Source organism: Streptomyces sp. NPDC048111 (assembly GCF_043202815.1).
Taxonomy (GTDB): domain Bacteria; phylum Actinomycetota; class Actinomycetes; order Streptomycetales; family Streptomycetaceae; genus Streptomyces.
The window spans coordinates 870640-891887 of sequence record NZ_JBIDBD010000001.1 but is presented as its reverse complement, the minus strand read 5'-3'; the positions used below and the strand labels follow the sequence as shown (position 1 = coordinate 891887).

At 70.1% G+C, this 21248-nt stretch carries 9 protein-coding genes; 5 read left to right on the top strand and 4 right to left on the bottom strand.

Going from position 1 to position 21248, the window contains the following annotated elements; genetic code table 11:
• Positions 1–66: 66 nt before the first annotated feature.
• The 3 genes from ACGF3I_RS03950 to ACGF3I_RS03940 are packed head-to-tail and all read right to left on the bottom strand — an operon-like array spanning position 67 to position 6672.
• On the bottom strand, positions 67–3741 hold the full coding sequence (locus tag ACGF3I_RS03950; RefSeq protein ID WP_393128929.1) for a hypothetical protein: 3675 nt from the start codon (positions 3739–3741) through the stop codon (positions 67–69).
• Positions 3734–4942, bottom strand: a complete 1209-nt coding sequence (locus ACGF3I_RS03945; protein ID WP_393128928.1) for a hypothetical protein — start codon at positions 4940–4942, stop codon at positions 3734–3736. Before ACGF3I_RS03945 ends, ACGF3I_RS03950 begins: the two co-directional genes overlap by 8 nt.
• A complete protein-coding gene (locus ACGF3I_RS03940) occupies positions 4942–6672 on the bottom strand; it encodes a PD-(D/E)XK nuclease family protein (RefSeq protein WP_393128927.1) in 1731 nt (576 codons plus the stop codon). The genes ACGF3I_RS03945 and ACGF3I_RS03940 overlap by 1 nt, the downstream gene beginning before the upstream one ends.
• Before the next feature lie 239 nt (positions 6673–6911).
• On the opposite strand from ACGF3I_RS03940, the gene ACGF3I_RS03935 reads away from it, so the two are divergent.
• A complete protein-coding gene (locus ACGF3I_RS03935) occupies positions 6912–8402 on the top strand; it encodes a serine/threonine-protein kinase (RefSeq protein ID WP_393128926.1) in 1491 nt (496 codons plus the stop codon).
• Between the two features lie 62 nt (positions 8403–8464).
• Here the strand turns inward: ACGF3I_RS03935 and ACGF3I_RS03930 are convergent, their stop codons facing one another.
• Entirely contained in the window at positions 8465–10648 is a 2184-nt protein-coding gene (locus ACGF3I_RS03930) for an N-6 DNA methylase (RefSeq protein ID WP_393128925.1), read from the bottom strand.
• A 182-nt stretch (positions 10649–10830) separates the two neighbouring features.
• Here ACGF3I_RS03930 and ACGF3I_RS03925 point away from each other — a divergent pair, with 182 nt between their 5' ends.
• From ACGF3I_RS03925 to ACGF3I_RS03910, 4 genes are all read left to right on the top strand, one after another.
• Positions 10831–11772 (top strand): serine/threonine-protein kinase, encoded by a 942-nt coding sequence (locus tag ACGF3I_RS03925; RefSeq protein ID WP_393128924.1) that lies wholly within the window; start codon positions 10831–10833, stop codon positions 11770–11772.
• 116 nt (positions 11773–11888) lie between these two features.
• Positions 11889–13427 carry a serine/threonine-protein kinase gene (locus ACGF3I_RS03920; RefSeq protein ID WP_393128923.1) on the top strand — a complete coding sequence of 513 codons (1539 nt, stop codon included), beginning with the start codon at positions 11889–11891 and terminating at the stop codon, positions 13425–13427.
• A gap of 121 nt (positions 13428–13548) precedes the next feature.
• Complete coding sequence (drmD, locus tag ACGF3I_RS03915; protein ID WP_393128922.1) at positions 13549–16806, top strand: DISARM system SNF2-like helicase DrmD; 3258 nt, start codon at positions 13549–13551, stop codon at positions 16804–16806.
• Positions 16803–21218, top strand: coding sequence for an Eco57I restriction-modification methylase domain-containing protein (locus ACGF3I_RS03910; protein ID WP_393128921.1), 4416 nt, complete (start codon positions 16803–16805; stop codon positions 21216–21218). Before drmD ends, ACGF3I_RS03910 begins: the two co-directional genes overlap by 4 nt.
• Positions 21219–21248: the final 30 nt, after the last annotated feature.

Sequence of the window (21248 nt, the reverse complement as noted above, 5' to 3'; positions counted from 1 at the left end):
GTGGTGGGGGGCGAGGTGGTTCGCGGTCGTCGGTGTGCAAGGAGTGGCGCGCGGGGGAGCGGCCCGTTAGTTTCCGGAGCTCAGTCCGCACAGGGCTTCGTAGAGCGGGAGGTACAGCGTGCGTACCAGCGCGGGATCGGCCGCGTCGTCGAACGAGTGGGGAGCCGTCGCATCGTTGAAGTAGGGAGCGAGGACGTCGCGGAGTTTGACGAGCAGGCCGTCGTCGTTGCGGCGGCGACCGCTTCGGGTCGCCGCAGCGGGCGGGACCCCGGCCTCGGCGAGTGCGGGGGCGAAGGCCGCGTCGACGAACACCACGCGTGCGGGTACCCCCCCTCGCACGAGGCGGCCGATGACCTGCCAGATGGTGACGAGCTGATCCCAGGCGAAGGAGGTCTGTTCCGCGTCGCTGAGCCGGGAGTAGATGTAGCGCCGGGAGAGCAGTCGACGCCATTCCTTGCGGGCCGCGAGGCGGAAGGCGAGCCCGGCGGCATCCAGGTCCGCCGCGTCGGCCACCAGTTTGCTGAAGGTGCCCCCTTCGGAGTCCGGCCGGTCGCGGACGAAGCGGGTGACCCAGTCGTTGACGGCGAAGACGGCCAGGGAGAGGTCGTCGGGACGAGGGTGCGGCCGGGCGAGAAAGAGCACGGTTCCGAACGCCGCCTTGTGGCTCTGGTTGAGGATGTTGTGACCTCGCTCGATGGCCATCAGGGGAGCCACCAGGACCTCGGCGTCCTCGTCCTGGGCGAAGGCTGCCAGGTCACCGCGTCGTACGGCGGTCGCACTGGTGAAGTCCCCGGTGGCCGTGTCACCAGGGCCGGGGTGGTCCAACTCCGCCTTGTCGGAGGCCAGGACTCGCACTTTCCCCCGCCAGCGCGGCATGCGTTCGAGGAGGTCGGCGGCGACTCTGGCGTCGCGGTAGCTGCCGACCAGGACGAGCGCCCGGCGTCGCTCGCCGTCCTCGATCTTCCTCAGTTCGCCGTCGAGGAGCGAGGTGTCGCCGGGAGACGATTTGCCGAGCTGGGTGATCATCTGGGACAGCACTCGCTCGCGGGTGTCGAGACGTGCTCCGGACAGGGTGAGCGGGGCTCCTTCACCGTCGTAGAGGAACAGGGTTCTGAAGAGGGTCCTGCGGATGGAGTCGACCGCGGCCGGGCGCGGCTTGAGGATCGCTTTGACCGGGGCCATGACGTGCGCCCGGGTCGAGGTGCCCGCCCAGCTCGTGCCGGACATGAGGAGCACATGCGGTCCTGGCCGGCCCACGGCGGCATCGGCGCCCAACGCGGGCAGGTTGAGCAGGAGTTCCCGGCCGACCCCCGCGCACCGGAAGAAGCGCAGCGTGCCGCTGCGCCGGTCGTCGCCCGTGGGCCCTCGTTCGGGGTCCTCGGGCAGGTACTGGAAACCGAGGACGTTGCCCATGGGGGCCTCGGGCACCACCGGCGCGTAGTCCAGGGGAGGGCGACGGGAGAGTTCGTTGTCGGCGGTGTCCAAGTGGAGGACCGCTTCGGCCTGCGGCCACAGAAAGGTGACGCGTTCAAGGCGCTGGTGGAGCGCGGCGAGTACGAGAGTGAACTCCAGGCGCCTGGCCTCCCGCTCCAGCCAGGGCTCGGACCCCCAGGTGTCCACGGGGTCCCGGTCGGGCCGACCGGGGGCCGGGTCCTCCTGGCGCAGCGAACCATCGAGGAGGGGTGAGCCGGTGAGGAGTTCGTCCAGTACGGAGCGGACGCGCTGTCCCGTGGTCGTCTGGTCGAGGTTGTGCAGGAGGTCTCCGGCCCTGCGAATCAGGGTGTCGGTGAGAGCACTGTGCGGGCCGCGGTCCCCGAGCGGGTCGTCCCGGAAGGCATCGAGATCCGCGACCACGGCGCTGCGGCGGGCGTCCCACGGCTCCGCCCCCGGGGGGCTCGGTACGGCGGCCGTGAGGGAGGCAGACTCGTCCTGCGTGTCGTACACCTCGGAGTCGCAGGAAACGCCGTCCGGGAGGGAGCCGTCCGCACGGAGACGGGGGTACCACGTGTTGATGAGCTTCTCCTGGAGGGTCCAGGCGCTGAAGTACTCGATGTCCGCCCACCGGAGGATGTCGTCCTCGGTGATCAGCCTGCGGTAGAGCCGGTTGGCGGCGACGTGGACGATGTCCAAGGAGGCCGACCAGCGTTCGACGTCGCGCGCCGACAGGGGGAGACGGCCCTGCCTGGCCAGCTCGTCGATCTTGTGGATGCCGAGTCGGTCCAGCCAGGATTCGGGGCCGCGCACGATCAGCGTGGCCGACGGCGCGAAGGCGGTGTCGAGCTGCATCTGCACGCGGTCCGCCTCGTCGACGATGACGATGTCGCTGCGCAGGCAGGCCAGTTCGAGATGGCGCAGGCGCTCCGCGTTGAGGTGGCGGGGCACGGCACTCTGGAGGAGGCTTGCCGGGTTGGCCACCCAGATCAGGGCGTCGACCAGGTCGCGGTCGGTGGCATGCCGGGGGCAGGCGCTCCACACGGGGCAGCCGTGGTCGGGCCGCAGCGGCGCCGCTGCCTCGCGCAGCGACGATCCGTCCGTACCGTGGCCTTCGTCTGTGTCGTGCCGGTACTCGGGCAAGGGGATGTCGTCGGCGGTCGCGACGCGCGCCTTCTTCACAGGGTGCAGTTCCGTGCAGGGGGCGTCGACGTACCGCAGGGGTTCGGCCGCCTCCAGGCCGCGTTGCGCGTCCAGGACGCACACCGTGCTCAGGAGGTCGAAGGCCGGATCGTCGTGCTGGAGCAGGGAACTCTGGCCGCGTGCGGCGAGTCGCCGGTGCAGCCGGGAGGCGTGCTGCTCGCGGGTGGTGACGCCGATGACTGGTGCCGCGGACAGCCCGAGGCCCTGGAACAGGCCGACCAGGGTGAGCTGTTCGGCGACGTCTCCGACGACCAGAGTGGTCCGCAGACCCTGACGCGCGCCCCAGACCGCGATGAGGTGCATCAGGGTGCTCTTGCCCGCCCCCACCATGCCGACCAGGTGGAGCAGCCGGTCCAGGCGCAGCACGGTGGCCGCTTCGAAACGCACCCCGTCGGCGGACAGGACATCGAGTTTCAGATCGGCGAGGCGCTGGACCCAGTTCCCCGACGGGCGCCCTCGGCCGGCTTCGGTCTCCTCCACCCATCGGGCGGTGTCGGCGAGTTCGGCCAGCGGGATGTCCAGGGGGCGGCCCGAGGTGCGCGGGACCAGGCTCAGGTCGTGGCCGGTCGGCGCGGGGAGGCACAGCTGCTCGGGAAGGATCACGGAGGCCGGAATGTGCCGTTCGGTGAACCGCGCCTGTCCTGCCGGAGCGAGCGTCAGCGGGCGCCGGTCGAAGCCCGGGAGCTGGGACAGGGCACGTTCGTACGTCGCGAAGCGGCCGCCCGCCACGGTCGGCTCCACCCGCCGGGGCGGCCCACCCCCCTCGGGGAGCCGATATCCCCGGAGCCGTTCGGGCAGTTGGGTGTACGCCTCCAGGCTCTGGTGCCACATACGGCGCCGCCGCAGCCGCCACAGCAGGTGGCGGGCCACGTCAAGACGGGCGCGCTGCGCCGGTGAGGCGGCGAGTCCCGCGGCCACGGCGAAGGGGTAGCCGCCCAGCAGCGTGTAGAGGCCGCGCGCGTCGCGGGAGGGGTCGATGCTCTCCAACAGGAAGATGCCGAGTTCCACCTGGCAGAGCAGGGAGGGCTTCACCTCCTGGTTCTCCTGGGGCCAGACCGGCTCCAGGGCCTGGGCCAGCGGGAGGTACCACTCGCTGCTGTCACGCACGGTCTGGTCCGTTCTTGGAAGGGGGCTGTGGTCGGGGGGAGTGATCCTTCAGCTGGGGGCCCCGCGCTCCACCGAGGCGGGCGGCGGCGAGTGTTACCAGCTGGTCGTCGGTGAAGAGGGGCAGCCCCCCAGCCACGGCCAGGCGATTGCGCCGGTACGTGCCGAGGTAGTCGCGGTGGGCCTCGGCCTGTTCGCGGGGGACCACCCAGCAGGCCTCGTCGTACGGCGGTTCCGCGCGCACCGGCTGTGCGGCACGGCCGAGCAGCCCGGGATGCTTCCAGTCCTTGACGTCGATGGCCCAGACGTGACCGTCCGGGAAGCTGATGCGCAGGTCGTACGCGTCGAAGCCGGGCCAGAGTTGAACCTGGAGCCCGAGAGCGGTCAGTCGTGCCTGCAGCTCCACCTCGGCACGGCCCGGACCGGTGACGAACTGCCGGAGCGGGCGGGCCAGTTGCAGCAGCCCGGCCGCTTCCGCCCCATAAAGCGTCCGTCCGTGCGGCGGTGCTCCCCTGCGTCGGCACCGGTCGCGTTCGCACCACCAGCCGCCTCCGGCGAGCGGAGTGAGCAGGGTCAGGCAGCGTCCACAGGTGATGTACGCGCCCCCGTACTCGTAGGAGACGGGGACTGCCGCGTAACACTGGTCGAGAAGCTCTTGCACGGGGGCGAGGTAGAGGTCGGTCTCCGTCTCGAAGCGCTCCACCCCCGTAAGTACCGGGCGCTCGACCAGGAGCCTGCGGAAGGCCACGTACGACTCGGGCGAGGACGCGTTGCGGCACAGGCGCATCGCCGTGTGGACGACCTCCCGATCGAAATGGGCGGCGCCCCCGTCCCTTCCCCTGATCCACCACTCGTGGCACAGCTGGGTGGGGACCAGGGCTTCGGGATCCACCAGGAAGTCGTCCGGCCCGAAGGCGTCGGGCGGCAGGTCCAGGGGCCAGTCCTCCAGGGGGCGGCTGTGACACCAGAAGAGCAGCTCCGGAAGGCTGCGCGGAACCTCCTCCACGCCCCGCATCAGGCAGGCGAGGACGGTCCGGTCCAGTGCCCGTTGGGCTTCGGCCGGGTAGGGCAGCGAGAAGGCGGAGAGGGTGCCGAGGTCGGCGAGCTGGATCACCGCGCCGGCCAGGGTGTGCACGAGGCGAACGTCGGGATAGTCGAGCCAGTTTCCGTGCGCGCCGGTGGGGGTGTGAGAGGCAGGGGACATCAGGACTCCCCCTTGTGCAGGGGCGCTGTCGCAGCGAGATGGGCGTTGCCCGGCCGGCACCAGCCGAGAGCCTCGCAGCCGGTGCAGTGCCGACCGGGAGTGGCCGGGTAGTCCTGGTCGACCGCCCAGGGGCGGGCGAGTTCGGCGATCACTTCGCGGGCTTCCTCGACGACCCCGGGGCGCGAGGGATCCAGCTCTTCGAAGGTCACGTCGTCGGTATGCAGCAGTTCGAGTTCCACCCGGGAGCGCGCGACGTCTCCACCCAGAACCCCGGCGGCCAACATCAGTACACCGAGAGCGAGTTGAGGGTAGAGCTTCATCAGTGCCTCCCCCTCGTAGAGGTACCGGCTAGCCGTCTTGGTCTCCCGCCAGATCCATCCCCCGTGCCGGGTGTGGAGCAGGTCGGGGGTGGCGATCACGACGAGGTCGAGCACCGGGTCGTAACACGCCACCTGGTGCTGGACCCGTACCTCCTCCGTCGGGGCGAGCCCGTCCAGCGGGCAGTAGAAGGCGTGCTGTTCGAGCATGGCGGCACCGTCGACCGCCTCCTTGCCGCTCAGGTGCAAGAGGCCCGCGCCCCAGGACGCCGGGTCTGCGGGTCCGGGGAAGTCCGCGCAGCTTCGATACGGCGTGCTGCCGTGCCGTTGGTTCAGGACGTCGTCGACCACGCGGCCTCGCCGCACCTCGGGGCTTTCCGCCCTCGCGGAACGCAGCTTGAGCTGCCGGGTGGCGTGGAATTTCGCCGGGCAGTCCCGATGGGCGCGCAGGTCGGACACCGAGAGGCTGCGCCGGGGTCGTGGGGACTCCGGCGGCGCGACGGTCAGCAGGTCGGGGGTGCGCGCTATCGCGTCGCAGCGTGCTAGCGCCTTGCAGTCGATGCAGCCGCTTCCGGGGCGGACGCCGGTCCCGTCGACGGCCAGGCTCAGCGCGGGCCACCCCACTGCGACGAAGCGCCGCCTGGCCTCCTGCTGGTCCCAGTCGAGCAGTTCCTTGTGCGCACCATCCCCGCAGCCGAACTCGATGACCCGGACCCGCTCGGGGACGGCCGTACGGTACGGTTCGAGCCGCTCGGCCGGGACTACGGTGTACCGCTTGCGCCACCCCCCGCTCACCGGCCTCCCCTTCGCGGCGACGTACGCGGCCACGGCCTTCTCCGCTTCGGGGCGGTCCTCTTTCGCCGGGCCGAAGGTCAGCAGCCACAACTCCCGGGTGGAGCCGTCGAGCGCGGCGTACCGGCGCCCCCAGGCCGTCGTCTCGTAGGTGTCGGCGCCCCGCCCGTCCACCGGACCGGGGTCCTTGCCGAGTGCCCAGGCGTCGCGGACGGGCACGGTGAGGGGGAGTCCGGCGGCGTGTCGCGCGCGCTGGTCGGCACTGCGCGCCGCGAGATGGTGCCGGATCGCACGGGCCGACCAGGACAGCAGCAGCGGGTGGCACTCCCGCCGTCGGTAGAGACCGAAGGTCCCCCTGGTGTGCCGGAGTTCTTCGAGGACCTCCGTCGGGTCCCTGCGGTCGTGCTCGATCAGGTCGAGTGCGTCCATGAAGACCTTGAGGGTGAAGTCCTGGAACTTTTCGGAGAGTTCGGGCGTCTCGGGCTGCGAGGTCAGCATCGGGCGGGCGTCGCTGCTGCGCTTCGTCGGGCAGTCGCGGGGGTCGAGCCGGGCCGCACCGAGGTTCGTGCGCACCAGCGTGACGTCCCCACCGGTCCCGGCGGGGCGCGGCCAGCTGCTCATGGTCTCCTCCAAGCGGCAGGGCAGGACTCCGTGGCTCGGTGTCCCGACGCGAAGTGCGCCGGGCTCCGAGAGGCCAGCATGACACATGATCGACTGTGAACTGAGTCTATGCACGAATCTTGTAAGTTGGCCCTACACTGAGCACAGCCGTCACTCACAGAGCAGACGGACCCCAAGGCCCGGCACGTCACGCGCTACTGCTGTGACGTCCCCGGGACGCTTCGGAGCAAGGGGCGGACATGAAGAAGGACGACGTGCTGGGCGGCCGATACCGGCTGCTCAAACGTCTGGGCAGCGGCGGCATGGGAGTGGTCTGGCAGGCGGAGGATCTGCGGGACGCCGGGCGGCCGGTGGCCGTCAAGTGCCTGCGCGCGTCGGGCGAGCTTCTCGCCTCGCTGGACGGCGACGACGCCCACGCCGAGCTGACCCGCATACGCGGACGCTTCCGGCGTGAGGGCGCGTTGCTCGGGCGGCTGCGGCACCGGGGCATCCCCGAGCTGTGCGGCCAGGGCACGTTCGACGGCGAGCCCTATCTCGTAATGCGCCTGGTTGACGGCATGGCGCTGCACACCTTCCTGGACCGGTACACCCCCACCATCGAGATCGCCGCCGCCATCGGGGTCCAGATCGCCGAGGCGCTCGCCCATGCCCACGACCTGCCGGTGGTGCACCGCGACCTCAAGCCGTACAACTTGATCATCGACGGGGACGGCGTGGTCGTCCTCATCGACTTCGGCATCGCCAAACCGCTCTGGCCCGGCGTCACGGACTACACGCAGAGCGGCTCCACGGTGGGCAGTCGGGGGTACGAGGCCCCGGAGCAGATCCTGGAGCGGCAGATCACCCCGAAGACCGACCTGTACGCGCTGGGCTGCATCCTCTACCACCTGCTGACAGGTCACCCGCCTTTCTACGGCGACCGGCTGAGGGACCAGCACGTCCACGACGAGCCGATCTCGCCGACCTGCCACATCGGGCACATCCCGGACGAGCTGGAGGCGCTGGTCCTCAAGCTGCTCGCGAAGGAACCGCAGGGCCGGCCCGCGGACGCCCGTACCGTCGCCGAGGTACTGCGCCGGTTCGCGCCGCGCCCCGGCGCCGCGGCTCCCTCTCCCCGGTTGGAACCGGACCCCACACGTCCGTTGAGGCTCCCGGAGGCGTACGCCGCGCAGGCCGAACCGGTCGTGCCGCAGGCCGCTCCTCGTTCGAACGGCGGGCACCGCACTGCGGGGTTCCTCAGCCGCAGGGAGTTCCTGAAGCTCACCGAAGAGGCCGTTGCCGAGACCGAAGTCGGGGAGCCCGCCAGCGCGGTGAGCCGGTTGGCGGAGCTCCTGCCCAGCGCGCGCCGGAGCTGGGGTTCCTCCGACCCGCAGGTCAGAGCGGCCCTGCGGGTGGCCGCGAACGGCATGCGGATCGCCGGACGTTGCCAGGAGGCGGCCACACTCTACGAGGTGTTGGCCGCGGTGTCGTCCGGCGGTGGCGTGCACCCCGATGATCTGGCCGACCACCTGGAAGGTGTGCTCGGCGCGGCGGAGTGCCGTATTCCGTTCGGTGACCTGCTGCCGGCGGCCGCCGCGCGGGTAGAGGTGCTCGAAGCGCTTCCCCGCCTGACCGGCGCTCGCGCGGAGCTGCTCGCGGAGAGGTGCCGTGAGCTCGGCACCGAGCTGGAGGAACTCCGTTTCGAGGCCGAGAAGCAGCGGGAGCGGGAGGGGGGTTCGGGCTCTCCGTAAGCCGTATGAGAGCCTCCCCCCCCAGCCCCGGGGTGCACGGGACTGTCTGCCCGGTCGCGTCCCTATTGCACGGGGACGCGACCGGGCGCGGGCGTTTGACCTGCCGGGTCGGTTCGCCGTGCCGGCCGGTGCAACCCGCCCGCCGCGAGCGCGTCGCCGAAGCCCCGTACGAGATCCTCACCGACCGCCGCCACCGAGCGCAGGGATTCCTCCAACGCCAGGAGTTCCCTGAAGGCGGCCGCGTACGGCTCCTGTTCGGGGAGGGAGAGCTGGAGCACCTGCAATTTGCGTACGTCGATACGTGCCGAACTGGAAGTGTGGGAACCGGCCTGCCGCGCGTTCGCCGGAGCTCGCAGGCAGCCCGCGAGGAACCAGGGGTCGAGGAGTTCGGGGTCCGGCCGCAGAGCGTGGAGCTGCGCCCCGAGCACGAGAGGGGTGTCCTTCTGCACCCATACCCGGAACGCCCGCTCGACGCCCACCACGACGACGTCCCCGGGCTCTGCGACGGTGACCGAGCCGCTCGCTACCCCTGCCTCCACCTCGTCCCAGGTCAGCCAGCCACCCGGCTGCCCGTTGAGGATCAGGTCGGGAACGCTCAATACCGGCACGGCGCCGCGTGACTGCGTGTCGATGACCAACAGGTCGTCGCGTCGCAGCAGTTCACCGGAGGGCGTCTGTCCCTGCCGTGCCTTGAGGGCATGGGCGCGGTCCAGGTCCGCGACCGTGACCGTGGAAGCGGCGTCACCGCCCCCGGACAGGTCGATCCCGCTGAGGAACCGCGTACGCCGGCGCACCTGGCCGATCAGCCCGTCCAGCCGCCCCCAGGACTCACGGAGCACGTCATGGACCTCCCGCGCCGTCTCGGGTACGTGACGGGCGGGCGTGAGGTCCGTTTCCTCGTCGAGCAGTTCCACCACGGGTACGGTGACGCACCGTTCGGGCAGCGGAGCCTGTGCCCCGCCCTGCCGCTCGCCGCCCCAGGAGTGGGAGCGCACCGCATCCAGGACGCGACCGCTCAGCCGGGGCCAGTCGATGCCCTGGGCGCCCTTGGCGGCCCCCGGCCGTTCCACGGCGTCGAACAGGAAGAGCCGGTCGCCCGACGCCGTCCGGCCATCGGCGCCGGGCGCCCTGAGGATCCACAACTGGAGCGAGACGCTGTGCGGTTGAGCGGCCCCGGCGGGCAGCGCGACGACTCCCCTCAGGGCGCCCGTACGCAGCAGCGCTCCTCGGATGCGCCTGCCCGCGCGCCGGGAAGCCACCGCGGGCGGCAGCAGGATGACCGCCACACCGCCGGGCGTCAGCCGTGCCAGTGCGTGCTCGACCCAGGCGAGTTCGGGCTCGGTCCTAGGGGGGAGCCCGTACGCCCAGCGGGGGTCGGTGGCCAGTTCCTCGTGCCCCCAATCGCGTGCGTTGAAGGGCGGATTGCACAGGACCACATCGGCCCGCGCGTCGGCCTGCGGGTCGCCGCGGAGCGTGTCCCCGGCCCTGATGTCCACCCTTGTCTCCGTGTGGGCCGAGCCCCTCTCCGCGAAGCCCAGGCGGACCGCTGTCAGGGCGGCGAACACCGGGTCGACGTCGGCCCCCAGCAGGGCCGAGGCCACGGGGCCCGCCCCTCCCTCCGCACCGCCCACGTGTTCACCGGCAGCCAGGAGCAGTCCGCCGACCCCGCACGCGGGGTCGAGGACGGTCATCTGGCCCGCCCCGGCACCCGCGTCCGCCCGCACGGAAACGGCAATGTCCGCCATCAGCCGGGCCAGCGGTTCCGGGGTGGTGCTGACCTGCCGCACATGAGCGTCGAGCCAGCGCGACAGCAGGAAGCCGAAAGTCTCCTGGCCGCCTTCCTGGCGTGCGGCCTCCACTGTCTCGTCCACGACCCGGGCGGCCTCCGGCGGCAGCGCCGATTCGCCGGAACCGGGCCGGTGTGCGGTTACGGAGTCCTCCGCACGCTCCGGAGAAAGGATCCGCCCGCCGGCTTCGGCGAGGGCCGCGCCCATGACCGCGCGGTCGCCCAGTGCCTCGTAATGCGGCCACAGCCGTTCCCGCAGACCGATCCGTTGGATCTTCCCGTTGGCGTGCAGCCATTCCTCGACGTCGGCCAGGGAGAACTGCGGGCTGGCGTCCGTCCCGCCGACCGGTGTCGGAAAGGAGTCGTGACGGCGCCGCCAGTTGCTCACGGCGGCCCGGCCGACGCCCGCGATACGTGCGATTCCCGCCAGCGTGACGGGTGCGTCGTGAGGCTCTGGCATGAGTTTCTCCGAGCGAGGGGGCGAGTTTCGGCGAGTTTCGGACAAGCCTGCCACGGGACGGCCACACCGTAGCCCAGCCACCCCGTACCTGGTCAACGTTGACAGAGTTCACAGCGATTGTCTCGCGGGCATGTCCCTTTGGCCCTGGCCGCCCCTACACTGAGCGACCAGGAGGTCTGATCATGGAATGCGTGGGGCGCGGAACCGTCCTCGGCGAGCGCTACTGCCTGGAGCAACCCCTTGGCCGCGGCTCCATGGGGCAGGTGTGGAGCGGCCTCGACCGGCATCTGCAACGCCGGGTGGCGGTGAAGACCCTGGCTTCCGACCGGTTCGACGATCCCGCTGACCGTGCGCGCCTTCAGCGCCGTTTCGAACGGGAGGCGAAGGCGTCGGCGGCGCTCGACCACGACAACGTCGCCACCGTGTACGACGCCGACATCACCAGTGAACTGTGCTGGCTGGTCATGCAGCTGATCGACGGAACCACACTGGGCGTCGTCCTCGACGAGCAGGAGCGCCTGCCACCCGACGCTGCCGCGGCCGTCACCGCCCAGATCTGCTCCGGTCTCGCGGCAGCCCATGCGGCGGGCCTGGTCCACCGGGACCTGAAGCCGGAGAACGTGATGGTCAGGCGCGACGGCGTGGTGAAGATCCTCGACTTCGGCCTCGTCAAGCACATGACGGAACAGGGTGCCCGGCTCACCGCGAGCGGCGAGTGCCCGGGAAACTTCCGCTACGCGTCCCCGGAGCTGCTCACCGGCTCCTCGCCGCTCGACGCCCGCAGCGACCTGTACAGCGTCGGCTGTCTCCTGCACCACCTCCTCGTCGGATCGGCGCCCTTCGCCACCGAGCCGCCTGTCGTTCAGCTGCGCAGCCGCCTCACGGGCCCCCCGCCTTCCCTGGCCACCCTTGGCGTCGACGCCCCGCCGGGCCTCCAGGGCTTGGTCGCCGCGCTCCTCGCGCCCACGCCCGCAGACCGCCCGGCTTCGGCCCGCGAGGTGTACGCCGCGCTCGGTCCGTATCTCCCCGTCTCCCGGTGCGGTGACGCGCCGACGCTCGCCGCGTACGGTCCCGAGGACCCGCGCCGCCCGTTCGTCCTTCCGCAGGGGCCACCCCTCGACTGACGGCGACGACGGGGTGACGGAGCGCGAGACGCGGGGCGTCAGGATGCAGGGTGCACAGATCGCGGGGCCGAGGCGCGTTGGACCGGCCGGACGCAGGTGATACGGGGGAAGAGGCAATGGGCACGATGATCCGGGAGCGGTATGAGCTGGTGCGCCGGCTCGGCCGGGGCGGCATGGGCGAGGTGTGGTCGGCCCGCGACCACGAGCTCGACCGGCAGGTCGCCCTGAAGTTCATGCACCGCGCCGACCACCAGAGCGACGCCGCACTGCGGGAGGAGCGCTTCCACCGCGAGGCCCGCTACACCGCTCGGCTGGGGCACGCCGGCGTCCCCGCGATCCACGACAAGGGCAAGCTCCCCGATGGTCGGCTGTTCCTGGTGATGGAGTTGATCAAGGGTGACACCCTCACCAAACTCCTCAAGGAGTACGGGAGTTGTCCCGTCGACCAGGCGCTCTCGATCACCGAGCAGATCGCCTCCGTGCTGGTTGCCGCCCACCGCTCGGGGCTCGTCCACCGCGACCTCAAGCCCGCCAACCTCATGCTGACCCCCTCCGGCAAGGTCAAGGTCCTCGACTTCGGTATCGCCGCCGCGCTCACCCCCTCGTCGCAGGAACCGCCCCTGACGAATCCCAGCGGCGGCGCCGTCGGCACCCCCGGCTTCATTTCCCCCGAGCAGGCCGTCGGGCAGCCCGCCACCGATCGCAGCGACCTGTACGCACTGGGCTGCGTCCTGTACGAGATCCTCACCGGCCGCCCGCCGTTCCGCGCCGAGACCCCGCTCGGGGTCGCCTACCAGCATGTGTACGAAGTCCCGCCGCCGATCGCCGAGTTGAAGCCGGGAGTTCCGGACGCCCTCGCGGATCTGGTCATGCAGCTGCTCGCCAAGGAGCCCCAGGCGCGCCCGTCGGCGGGGGAGACGGTCGTGGCCGTCAGGGCGATGCGCGAGGCGGCACAGGCGGCTGCCCACAGGACGACGACCGCACTGCCACTGCTTCCCGGGGAACCGGTATCGACCCCGGCCGCCCCGGCCGCACGCTCGACTGCCGCGCCGCCCCGCCGCCCGTCCGCTGCTGCGCCGTCCGACTCCGGCCGCGCCGCGCGCGCGGGAGTCGCGCCTCCTCCTCCGCCCCACGGCCAGTCCGTCGCGCCGCCGCCTCCGCGCCGCGTCGTCACCATCGCCGACTACGGCCCTTTCTCGGGTCCCGAGGAGATTCGGGTCCTGGTGGCCGAGGGCCTTGAGCTGCTCGCCGCCAAGGACTACAGCCGGGTGTACGAGAACTGCCGCAGCCTCCACGAGAAGCTCGCGGTCACTCCGGCCGCGACGGACGAACTGCGTCTCGCCTGCTGGTCGCTTCTGGCCACCAGCCTGGCCAAGCTCGGCCGCGCGGCCGAGGCGCTCAAGGAGTACGAAGAGATCGTCCCCCGCCGGTTGGAACTCTTCGGCCAGACCGACCCCGCGACCCAGAAGGATCGCCTGGCCTTCGCCAAACTCCTCGGGCAGGGCGGCCGTTACGCAGAGGCGTACGAAGAATTCAACCTGTTGCGGACCGACCTCATGGCGCACCGGCCCGACGACCCCCGGATCGCCACGATCGATGCCTTCATCGCCCGCCTGCGCCGCCTCCTGACCGCAGCACAGCAGCGACAGCAGTAGGCCCCGCATGCCTGGCCTCGCACCCAGGCCCCGCGCCTCCCTCCCACCCTCTACGTCCGTTTTCACCGCATTGCATAGAGTTGACGCCCTACGCCGAGCCCCCAGAGAAGGCCGCTCCCCGATGACACAGACCGCCCCGTCGCCCCGTCGCACCCCCGCCGCCGCTTCCGCGCCCGCATCCGGCGAAGTGCTTCCGCAGCCCGGCGCCCTCGTCGAGGTACGCGGCCAGAGCTGGGCGGTCGTCAGCGTCGACCCCTCTCCCTCGGCCGGCAACGCCACCCCCACCACGCTCGTCCACCTCCAGTCCGTCGCCGACGGCCGCTTCGGCGACACTCTCTCGGTGCTCTGGGAGGTCGAGCCGGGCCGCCGTATCCTGCCCGCCGGTTCCCTCCCCGACGCCTCCAGCGGCCGCTTCGACCCGCCCTCCCGCCTCGCCGCATTCCTCGACGCGGTCCGCTGGTCGGCCGTCGCCTCGGCCGACGCCAAGAACCTCCAGGCCCCGTTCCGCTCGGGCGTCGCCGTCGAGCCGTACCAGCTGGAGCCCGTCTCCCGCGCCGTCGGCGCCCCCCGCGTGAACCTCCTGCTCGCCGACGACGTCGGCCTCGGCAAGACCATCGAAGCCGGTCTCGTCGTCCAGGAGCTGATGCTGCGCGGCCGCGCACACCGCGTGATGGTGGTCTGCCCTGCCGGTCTGACCCTGAAGTGGCGCGACGAGATGGCCGAGAAGTTCGGCCTGGACTTCACCATCGTCGACTCCCAGCATTGCGCCACCCTCCGCCGTACCCACGGCACGGCCGCCAACCCCTTCCGGGTCCACCCGCTCACCATCGTCTCGCTGCCCTGGCTGCGCCGCCCCAAGGCCCAGCGCCTCCTGGACGAGGTGCTGCCGCCCGACACGGGTCAGGACATCGGCCCCGGCCCCGACCGCCGCTTCTTCGACCTGTTGGTCCTCGACGAGGCCCACCACGTGGCGCCCGCCGCCCCCAAGCAGGTGTACGCCGTCGACTCCCAGCAGACCAAGCTGATCCGCCGCCTCGCCCCCCACTTCGAGCACCGGTTGTTCCTCTCCGCGACGCCGCACAACGGCTACTCCGAGTCGTACACCGCCCTCTTGGAGCTCATCGACAACCAGAAGTTCCTGCGTGGCGTCGAGCCCGATCGGGCAGCCCGCGACGAGACGGTCGTCCGCCGCCTCAAGAACAAGGTCACCAAGCCCAACGGCGCCCCTCAGTTCCCCACCCGCCGGACCAAGCAGCTTGAGGTCGAATACACCGACCGCGAACGCGAGATCCACACCCTCCTCTCCGACTTCGCGACCCTCCGCAAACAGCGCATCACCCCCAGCGCCCGTGGCGGACGCCGCGCCGCCGACCTCGTCACCCTTCTCCTCAAGAAGCGCCTCTTCTCGTCCCCCGCCGCCTTCCAGCGCACCGTCAAGGTCTACCTGGGCCACCTGGAGGACTCCACCGCCCGCCCCGCCACCGGCGCCGACGACGTCCCCGAGTGGCTGGAGGACTACGCCGACCTCGCCGCCGAACTCGACGACGAGGAACTGGCGGGCGCCGAGGACTCCGCGCTGACCCTCTCCACCCGCCTCACCCCCGACGAGGACGAGGGCGAGCTGACCCTGCTGCGCGAGATGCAGCGCTGGGCCCTCACCCACGAGGCCAACGCCGACTCCAAGGCGGCTCGCCTGATCTCGTACCTGAAGGGTGTCTGCCTCTCGGACGGCCATTGGACCAATGAGCGCGTAGTGATCTTCACCGAGTACCGCGACACCCAGAAGTGGCTCGTCGACCTGCTCCGCCAGGAGCAGCTCACCGACGGTGGCCGCGTCGCCCAGCTGCACGGCGGCGTCGACAAGGAAGAGCGCGAGCGCATCCGCCTCGGCTTCCAGTCCCAGCCCAGCGTCGAGAACGACGAGTCCGAGGAGGGCCGGGTCCGCATCCTTATCGCCACCGACGCGGCGGGCGAGGGCATCGACCTCCAGCGCCACTGCCACCGCCTGATCAACTACGACATCCCCTTCAACCCCAACAAGCTCGAACAGCGCATCGGCCGCATCGACCGCTGGGGCCAGCGCAAAGACCCCGAAATCTTCCACTTCGTCGGCGCCGGCTGGCAGCAGGCCAAGGCCGGTTCGTACGAGGCCGACCTGGAGTTCCTGTCCCGCCTTGCGAAAAAGGTCGCCCAGGTGGAGGCCGACCTCGGCGAGGTCAACGCCGTCATCTCTGACGCCGTCCAGCGCCGGATGACCGGTGACACGACCCCCGTCGACCTGGACAACCTCAAGCCCCGCCCCACCTCGGGCCGCCGGCCCGCAGGGAAGATCGCCGACGAGCAGAACGTCACCGCCCAGGCCGTACGCCTGAAGAAGCAGTACGAAGAAACCCGCGACACCCTCGGCCTGAACCCCGCCAACATCCGCCGCGTCGTCGACACCGCGCTCGCCCTCGACGACCAGCCGCCGCTCATTCCCACCGGACACGACGACTTCGAGGGCGACGTCTACGACGTTCCGCAGCTCACCGGCACCTGGGAGCGCGCCACCCGCAGCCTGCCCCACCCACTGCGCACCGCCGAGCGCCGCCCCGTCACCTTCGACAGCGAGGTCGCCTCCGAGGGCCGCGACGACGTGGTCCTCGCCCACCTCAAGCACCCCCTGGTCGACCTCTCCACCCGGCTGCTTACGGCGGCCGTCTGGAACGCCGACTTCGTCGGCCTGCACCGCACCGCCGCCGTCGTCAGCGACGACCCGGCCCTGGAGACCACGCTGGTCAGCGCGTACGCCCGGTACGTCCTCACCGGCACCGACGGCACCCGCCTGCACGAGGAGATCCTCTGGGCGGGCGGCTGGTTCGGCGATACCGGCCGTTTCCGCCGCTGGGAGTCGGTGAACGCCCAGCGCGAGGTGCTCGCCCGCGCCCTCACCCACGGCTCCGACGCCGCACCGCACCTCAAGCAGCAGCTCGCCGGCGACTTCGGCAAGCTCCGCGACCCGCTGCGCCGCTCCCTGGATGCCCGCGCCGCCGAACTGGGCGAGAGCCTCAAGCGCCGCCTCGCCGAGCGGAAGGCCGACGAGGAACGCCGGATCACCGCCACCCTGGACCGCTTCGAGGCAGGCGTGCGCGCCCAGCTCGCCCAAGAGGGCGACGAGGTCGGCCAACAGATGGCGCTCGTCGAGAGGCACGAGGTCAGCGAGGTCGAGCGACGCCAGTACGCCGAGGACAAGGACCGCTGGCAGGCCCGCCTGCGTACCCTCGACGCGGAACGTGCCCGGGAGCTGGCAGCCATCGAGGCGCGTTACCGTGCCCCCTCCCCGCACCTCTTCCCCGTAGCCGTCGTCTTCGTCGTTCCCGCCAAGGAGGCCCGCAAGTGAGCCGCCGTACCCCCGCATCCGCATCCGGCTCCGCTTCGGCTTCCGCTTCGGCCGGCGGGCCCCGTGGCCCCGTCGACCGCGCCGCCCGCGGTCTGGCCGCCGCCCGCGCGAAGGCGCTCGACGGCGTCGGCCAGCACCAGGAGTGGCTGGACCTCACCGACGTCTCCGGCCCCTTCCTCACCCTCCCCGTCCTGCTGAAGACCTGGCCCCAGCTCGACACCCCCGAACGGGACCGGTTCGACCGCCTGCGCGCCCACCACGCGGACTGGCTGACCGACCCGGTCGCCGGCCAGGGCGCCTGGATCACCCACCTCACCCGTGACCTCCTCGAATGGGGCGACGCACTGACGATGCGCCCCGGCCAGACCGTCGACGGTGACGAACCCCTCCTGGACCGCTTCACCGTCCATGTCGCCGAACACGACGCGACCCTGCGCGCCGACTTCTGCCTCACCGACCCCGGCACCGACGCACTCGCCGAGCCGGACACCGCATCCGCCGCCAAGCACGTACGCCTGCTCGGCATGGTCCTGCCCCCCGGCACCGCGCCCACCCTCCGCGACGGCGGCGGCGGTACCTGGGCCGCCACCCCCGCCGACCGCCTCGCCCGCCTGTGCCGCCAGCACAACGTCCCCCTCGGTCTGGTCACCGACGGCCGCTGGTGGTGCCTGGTCTGGGCCCCGGTCGGCGGCGTGACCAGCACCGCCGTTTTCGACACCATCAGCTGGAACGAACGCGCGGACCGCAATCTCGTACGCGCCTGGGTCTCCCTCCTGCGCCGCTCCCGCTTCTTCCAGTACAACGACTCCGAAACCCTCACCGGTCTCCTGCGCGAAAGCCTAGAAGCGGGCGAGGAAGTCACCACCGCCCTCGGCATCCAGGTCCGCCAGGCCGTCGAACTCCTCGTCGACGCCATCGGCCGCGCGGACGCCCGCGCCATGGAGAAGGGCGCACCGGGTCTGTACGCCGACGGCGTCAGCGCGGGCCAGGTCTACCGGGGCTCGGTCGCTGTCATGATGCGCGTCGTCTTCCTCCTCTTCGCCGAGGAGTGCGGCCTGCTCCCCGCCGACAACGAGGTCTATGCCCGCTCCTACTCCGCCCGCTTCCTGCGCACCGAACTCAAGGCACGCGCGGACGCCGAAGGCATGTCGTCCCTGGAGCACACCACCTCCGCCTGGCACCGGCTGATCGCCCTCTTCCACGCCGTCCACGGCGGCGTGAACCACCCCGAACTCTCCCTCCCCGCCTACGACGGCTCGATCTTCGACCCCACCACCTACGCGTGGCTGGAGTCCGACGCCCACCCGCTGCCCATCGACGACCTCACCGTCCTGCACATGCTCCAGGCCGTGCAGGAGGTCCAGGTCGGCACGGGCAAGAACCGCGAGTCCCGCACCCTGAGCTTCCGCGCGCTGAGCGTGGAGCAGATCGGTTACGTGTACGAGGGCCTGCTCTCGTACGGGGGCGAGCGCGCGACGGAAGAAATCGTCGGCCTCATCGGGCCGGTCGGCAGGGAACACGAAGTGCCGCTGCGTGCGCTGGAGTTGATGGCCGAGCAGAGTCGGGGTGACACCACAAAGCTCGCCAAGCTGATCTCCGACGCCTACAAGGAACCGAAACCCGGCATCGGCGCCGCCGGCAAGATCGAGAAGCTGCTCGCCCCGCTTACCGACTCCGAACGCGAGCTGGCGGACGACAAGCTCTTCGCCGCCTGCAAGAACCGCGAACTCACCGAGCGCCTGCTGCCCTTCTTCCGCCTCCTGCGCCAGGACCTGCGAGGACTGCCGCTGGTCATCCCGGCCGGCCGCCTGTACGTCACGGAGTCGGCCCTCCGCAAGAACACCGGCACCCACTACACCCCGCGCAAGCTCGCCGAGAACGTCGTCACGCACGCCCTGGAACCCCTGGTCTACCTGCCCGGCCCGCTCCAGACCGCTGAGCGGAGCGAGTGGGTTCCCAAGTCGGCTGCGGAAATCCTTGAGTTGAAGGTCGCGGACATCGCGATGGGCTCGGCGGCGTTCCTGGTCGCCGCGTGCCGCTACCTCGCGGACCGTCTCATCGAGGCGTGGGAACGCGAGGAGGACAACGAACACCACCAGGCCGCGATCCGCTACCGGGCGGGCAGCCAGGTCGACGCGCGAACGGCGGTCGACGCGGAGTCGGACGAGGTGGTGATCGAGGCGCGCCGCCAGATCATCGAGCACTGCCTGTACGGGGTGGACATCAACCCGATGGCCGTCGAGATGGCGAAGCTGTCGCTGTGGCTGGTCTCGATGGACCCGAAGCGGCCGTTCACGTTCCTGGACGACCGCCTGGTCGCGGGGGACTCGCTGCTCGGGGTGACGAGCCTGGAGCAGTTGAAGGCGGTCCATCTGGACGTGGGGAAGGGGGAGTTGCTCGGTTCCTTGGCGGGAGCGGAGGAGCGGGTCAAGTCCGTTGCGGACGAACGCAAGGCCATCACCGAGATTGCCGGGGACGGCATTGCTGCCCTGGGGAAGAAGCGGAAGCTCCTGGGTGAGGTCGTACGGCACACGGCCCGGCTGCGGCTGATTGGCGACCTGCTGTCGGGCGCGGCGCTGGCGACGTGCGCTTCGGGGCGTACGGAGTGGTACGAGGGCGGGGACCGGCTGCGGGACCTGTTCCCGACGGCGGCGAAGGTTGCGGCGAAGCTGGGGAAGGAAGGGGCAGCGGAGCAGGGGGAAGGGAGCGGGCTCGGGGAGTTCGTGGAGGCTGCGCAGGACAGGGCGCGGGAGTGGCTGGCGAGTGAGCTGCCGGAGGAGGGTATGGATCGAGAGCCGGTGCACTGGCCCTTGGTGTTTCCAGAGGTGTTTGTGGACCGGGGTGGGTTTGATGCGGTGATTGGGAATCCGCCGTTCCTGGCCTGCCGCGACATCAGTTCAACTTCTGGTGAGGCATATCGAGAATACCTTGTGGAGTACGTAGCCAATCGCGTGCGAGGTAGAGCCGATTTGGTGACCTACTTCGAGCTGAGGGCGCACGAGATTGTGAACAGGAACGGGCAAACGGGGCTTCTGGCGACTGGGTCGTTCTCGACAGGAGATAACCGAAAGGTTGGACTCGATCAGCTTGTCCGGCAAGGTGTCGAAATTCGTGCAGCTGTGTCGAGTGCTCGCTGGCCGACCAAGTCTGCTGTATTGAAGTACTGCACGGTGTGGACGTCGGTCTCGTCTATTGCGGCGTCGGCGACTCGTCTACTCGATGGTTTGGTTATGCCAAATGGGATCTCGACGTCGCTAAACCCTGGAACACGAGAGAGTTCCTGGGTTGAGTCGCTTGTCCGAAACAGCGACTTGGCGTTTCAAGGGGCGATCGTACTGGGATCAGGTTTTACGCTTTCGTGTGATAGGGCTCAGGAGTGGATTTCGGAAGATGCCCGCTATGAAGATGTTCTCTTCCCTTACCTCAACGGTAAGCGCGTAAATCAAAGCCCCAAGCATGACACGGATCTCTGGGTGATCAATTTTCATGAATGGCCAGAGAGTAGGGCTAAGCTCTACCCCAAGGCGTATTCTCAGGTATTTGGTGAAGTGAAGTCGGAATGCGAGAAGCGTGATCCCATTTCGTATGCCGGGCTCGCTGAGCGCTGGTGGCAATATTGGCGTCCGCGTGGTGAATTGACCAAAGCCTTGGTTGGTATGGAGAGGTGTATTGTCTTGGCGCGGTCCAGTGAGCTTGCACTCCCTGCCTTCCTTCCGGCACGGCAAGTCTTCTCGGAAAAACTAGCTATCTTTGCTTCAAGCGACCTGGCGCTTTTCTCTCTACTTTCCAGCTCCCTGCACTATTGGTGGGCTATTGATCGTGGGATTGTGCAACCCAAGGTGCCGAATTATGCTCCCACGGATGTTTTCGAGACTCTACCGCTCCCCGATATGGGTGATGGGCTAAGGGCAGTAGGGAGTCGCCTCCATGCCTTTCGGGAAGAAATTATGCTTCGTCGGGGAAGTGGGCTTACCGATACCTATAACCTCGTCCACGACACCGAATGCGACGACCCCGACGTCGCCGAACTCCGCGCCATTCACGTGGAGGTCGACCGAGCTGTCATCGCCGCCTACGGCTGGCACGACCTCCTCGATCCGACCGGGCAGACGCCCCCGGCCGACCCCACCCACCTCACCGTCCCGCTCGACCACGGCTTCCACCCAACCGACCAGGGCGACCGCTACACCATCGGCCTGCTCGCCCGTACTGAAATCATCGACCGTCTCCGCCAGTTGAACCACCAGGCGTACGCGGACGAGGTCTTCCTCGGCAAGCACAAGAAGCCGAAGAAGCACCCGGATATGCCCCCCGCTTCCGCCAACGCCCGCGCTCAGCGCGCTGCACGACCGATCGGCGCCCAAGGCTTCGGCGACGACGGCCTCTTCCCCCCTGACAACGCCCTCTTCTGAGTCGAGATCGACATGGGTGTGCCCTCCGCC

Bases quoted from the DNA above. Each gene is read 5' to 3' on its own strand.
- ACGF3I_RS03935 (WP_393128926.1), top strand. From the start codon at position 6,912: ATGAAGAAGGACGACGTGCTGGGCGGCCGATACCGGCTGCTCAAACGT.
- ACGF3I_RS03940 (WP_393128927.1), bottom strand. From the start codon at position 6,672: ATGAGCAGCTGGCCGCGCCCCGCCGGGACCGGTGGGGACGTCACGCTG.
- ACGF3I_RS03920 (WP_393128923.1), top strand. From the start codon at position 11,889: ATGGGCACGATGATCCGGGAGCGGTATGAGCTGGTGCGCCGGCTCGGC.
- drmD (WP_393128922.1), top strand. From the start codon at position 13,549: ATGACACAGACCGCCCCGTCGCCCCGTCGCACCCCCGCCGCCGCTTCC.
- ACGF3I_RS03930 (WP_393128925.1), bottom strand. From the start codon at position 10,648: ATGCCAGAGCCTCACGACGCACCCGTCACGCTGGCGGGAATCGCACGT.
- ACGF3I_RS03945 (WP_393128928.1), bottom strand. From the start codon at position 4,942: ATGTCCCCTGCCTCTCACACCCCCACCGGCGCGCACGGAAACTGGCTC.
- ACGF3I_RS03925 (WP_393128924.1), top strand. From the start codon at position 10,831: ATGGAATGCGTGGGGCGCGGAACCGTCCTCGGCGAGCGCTACTGCCTG.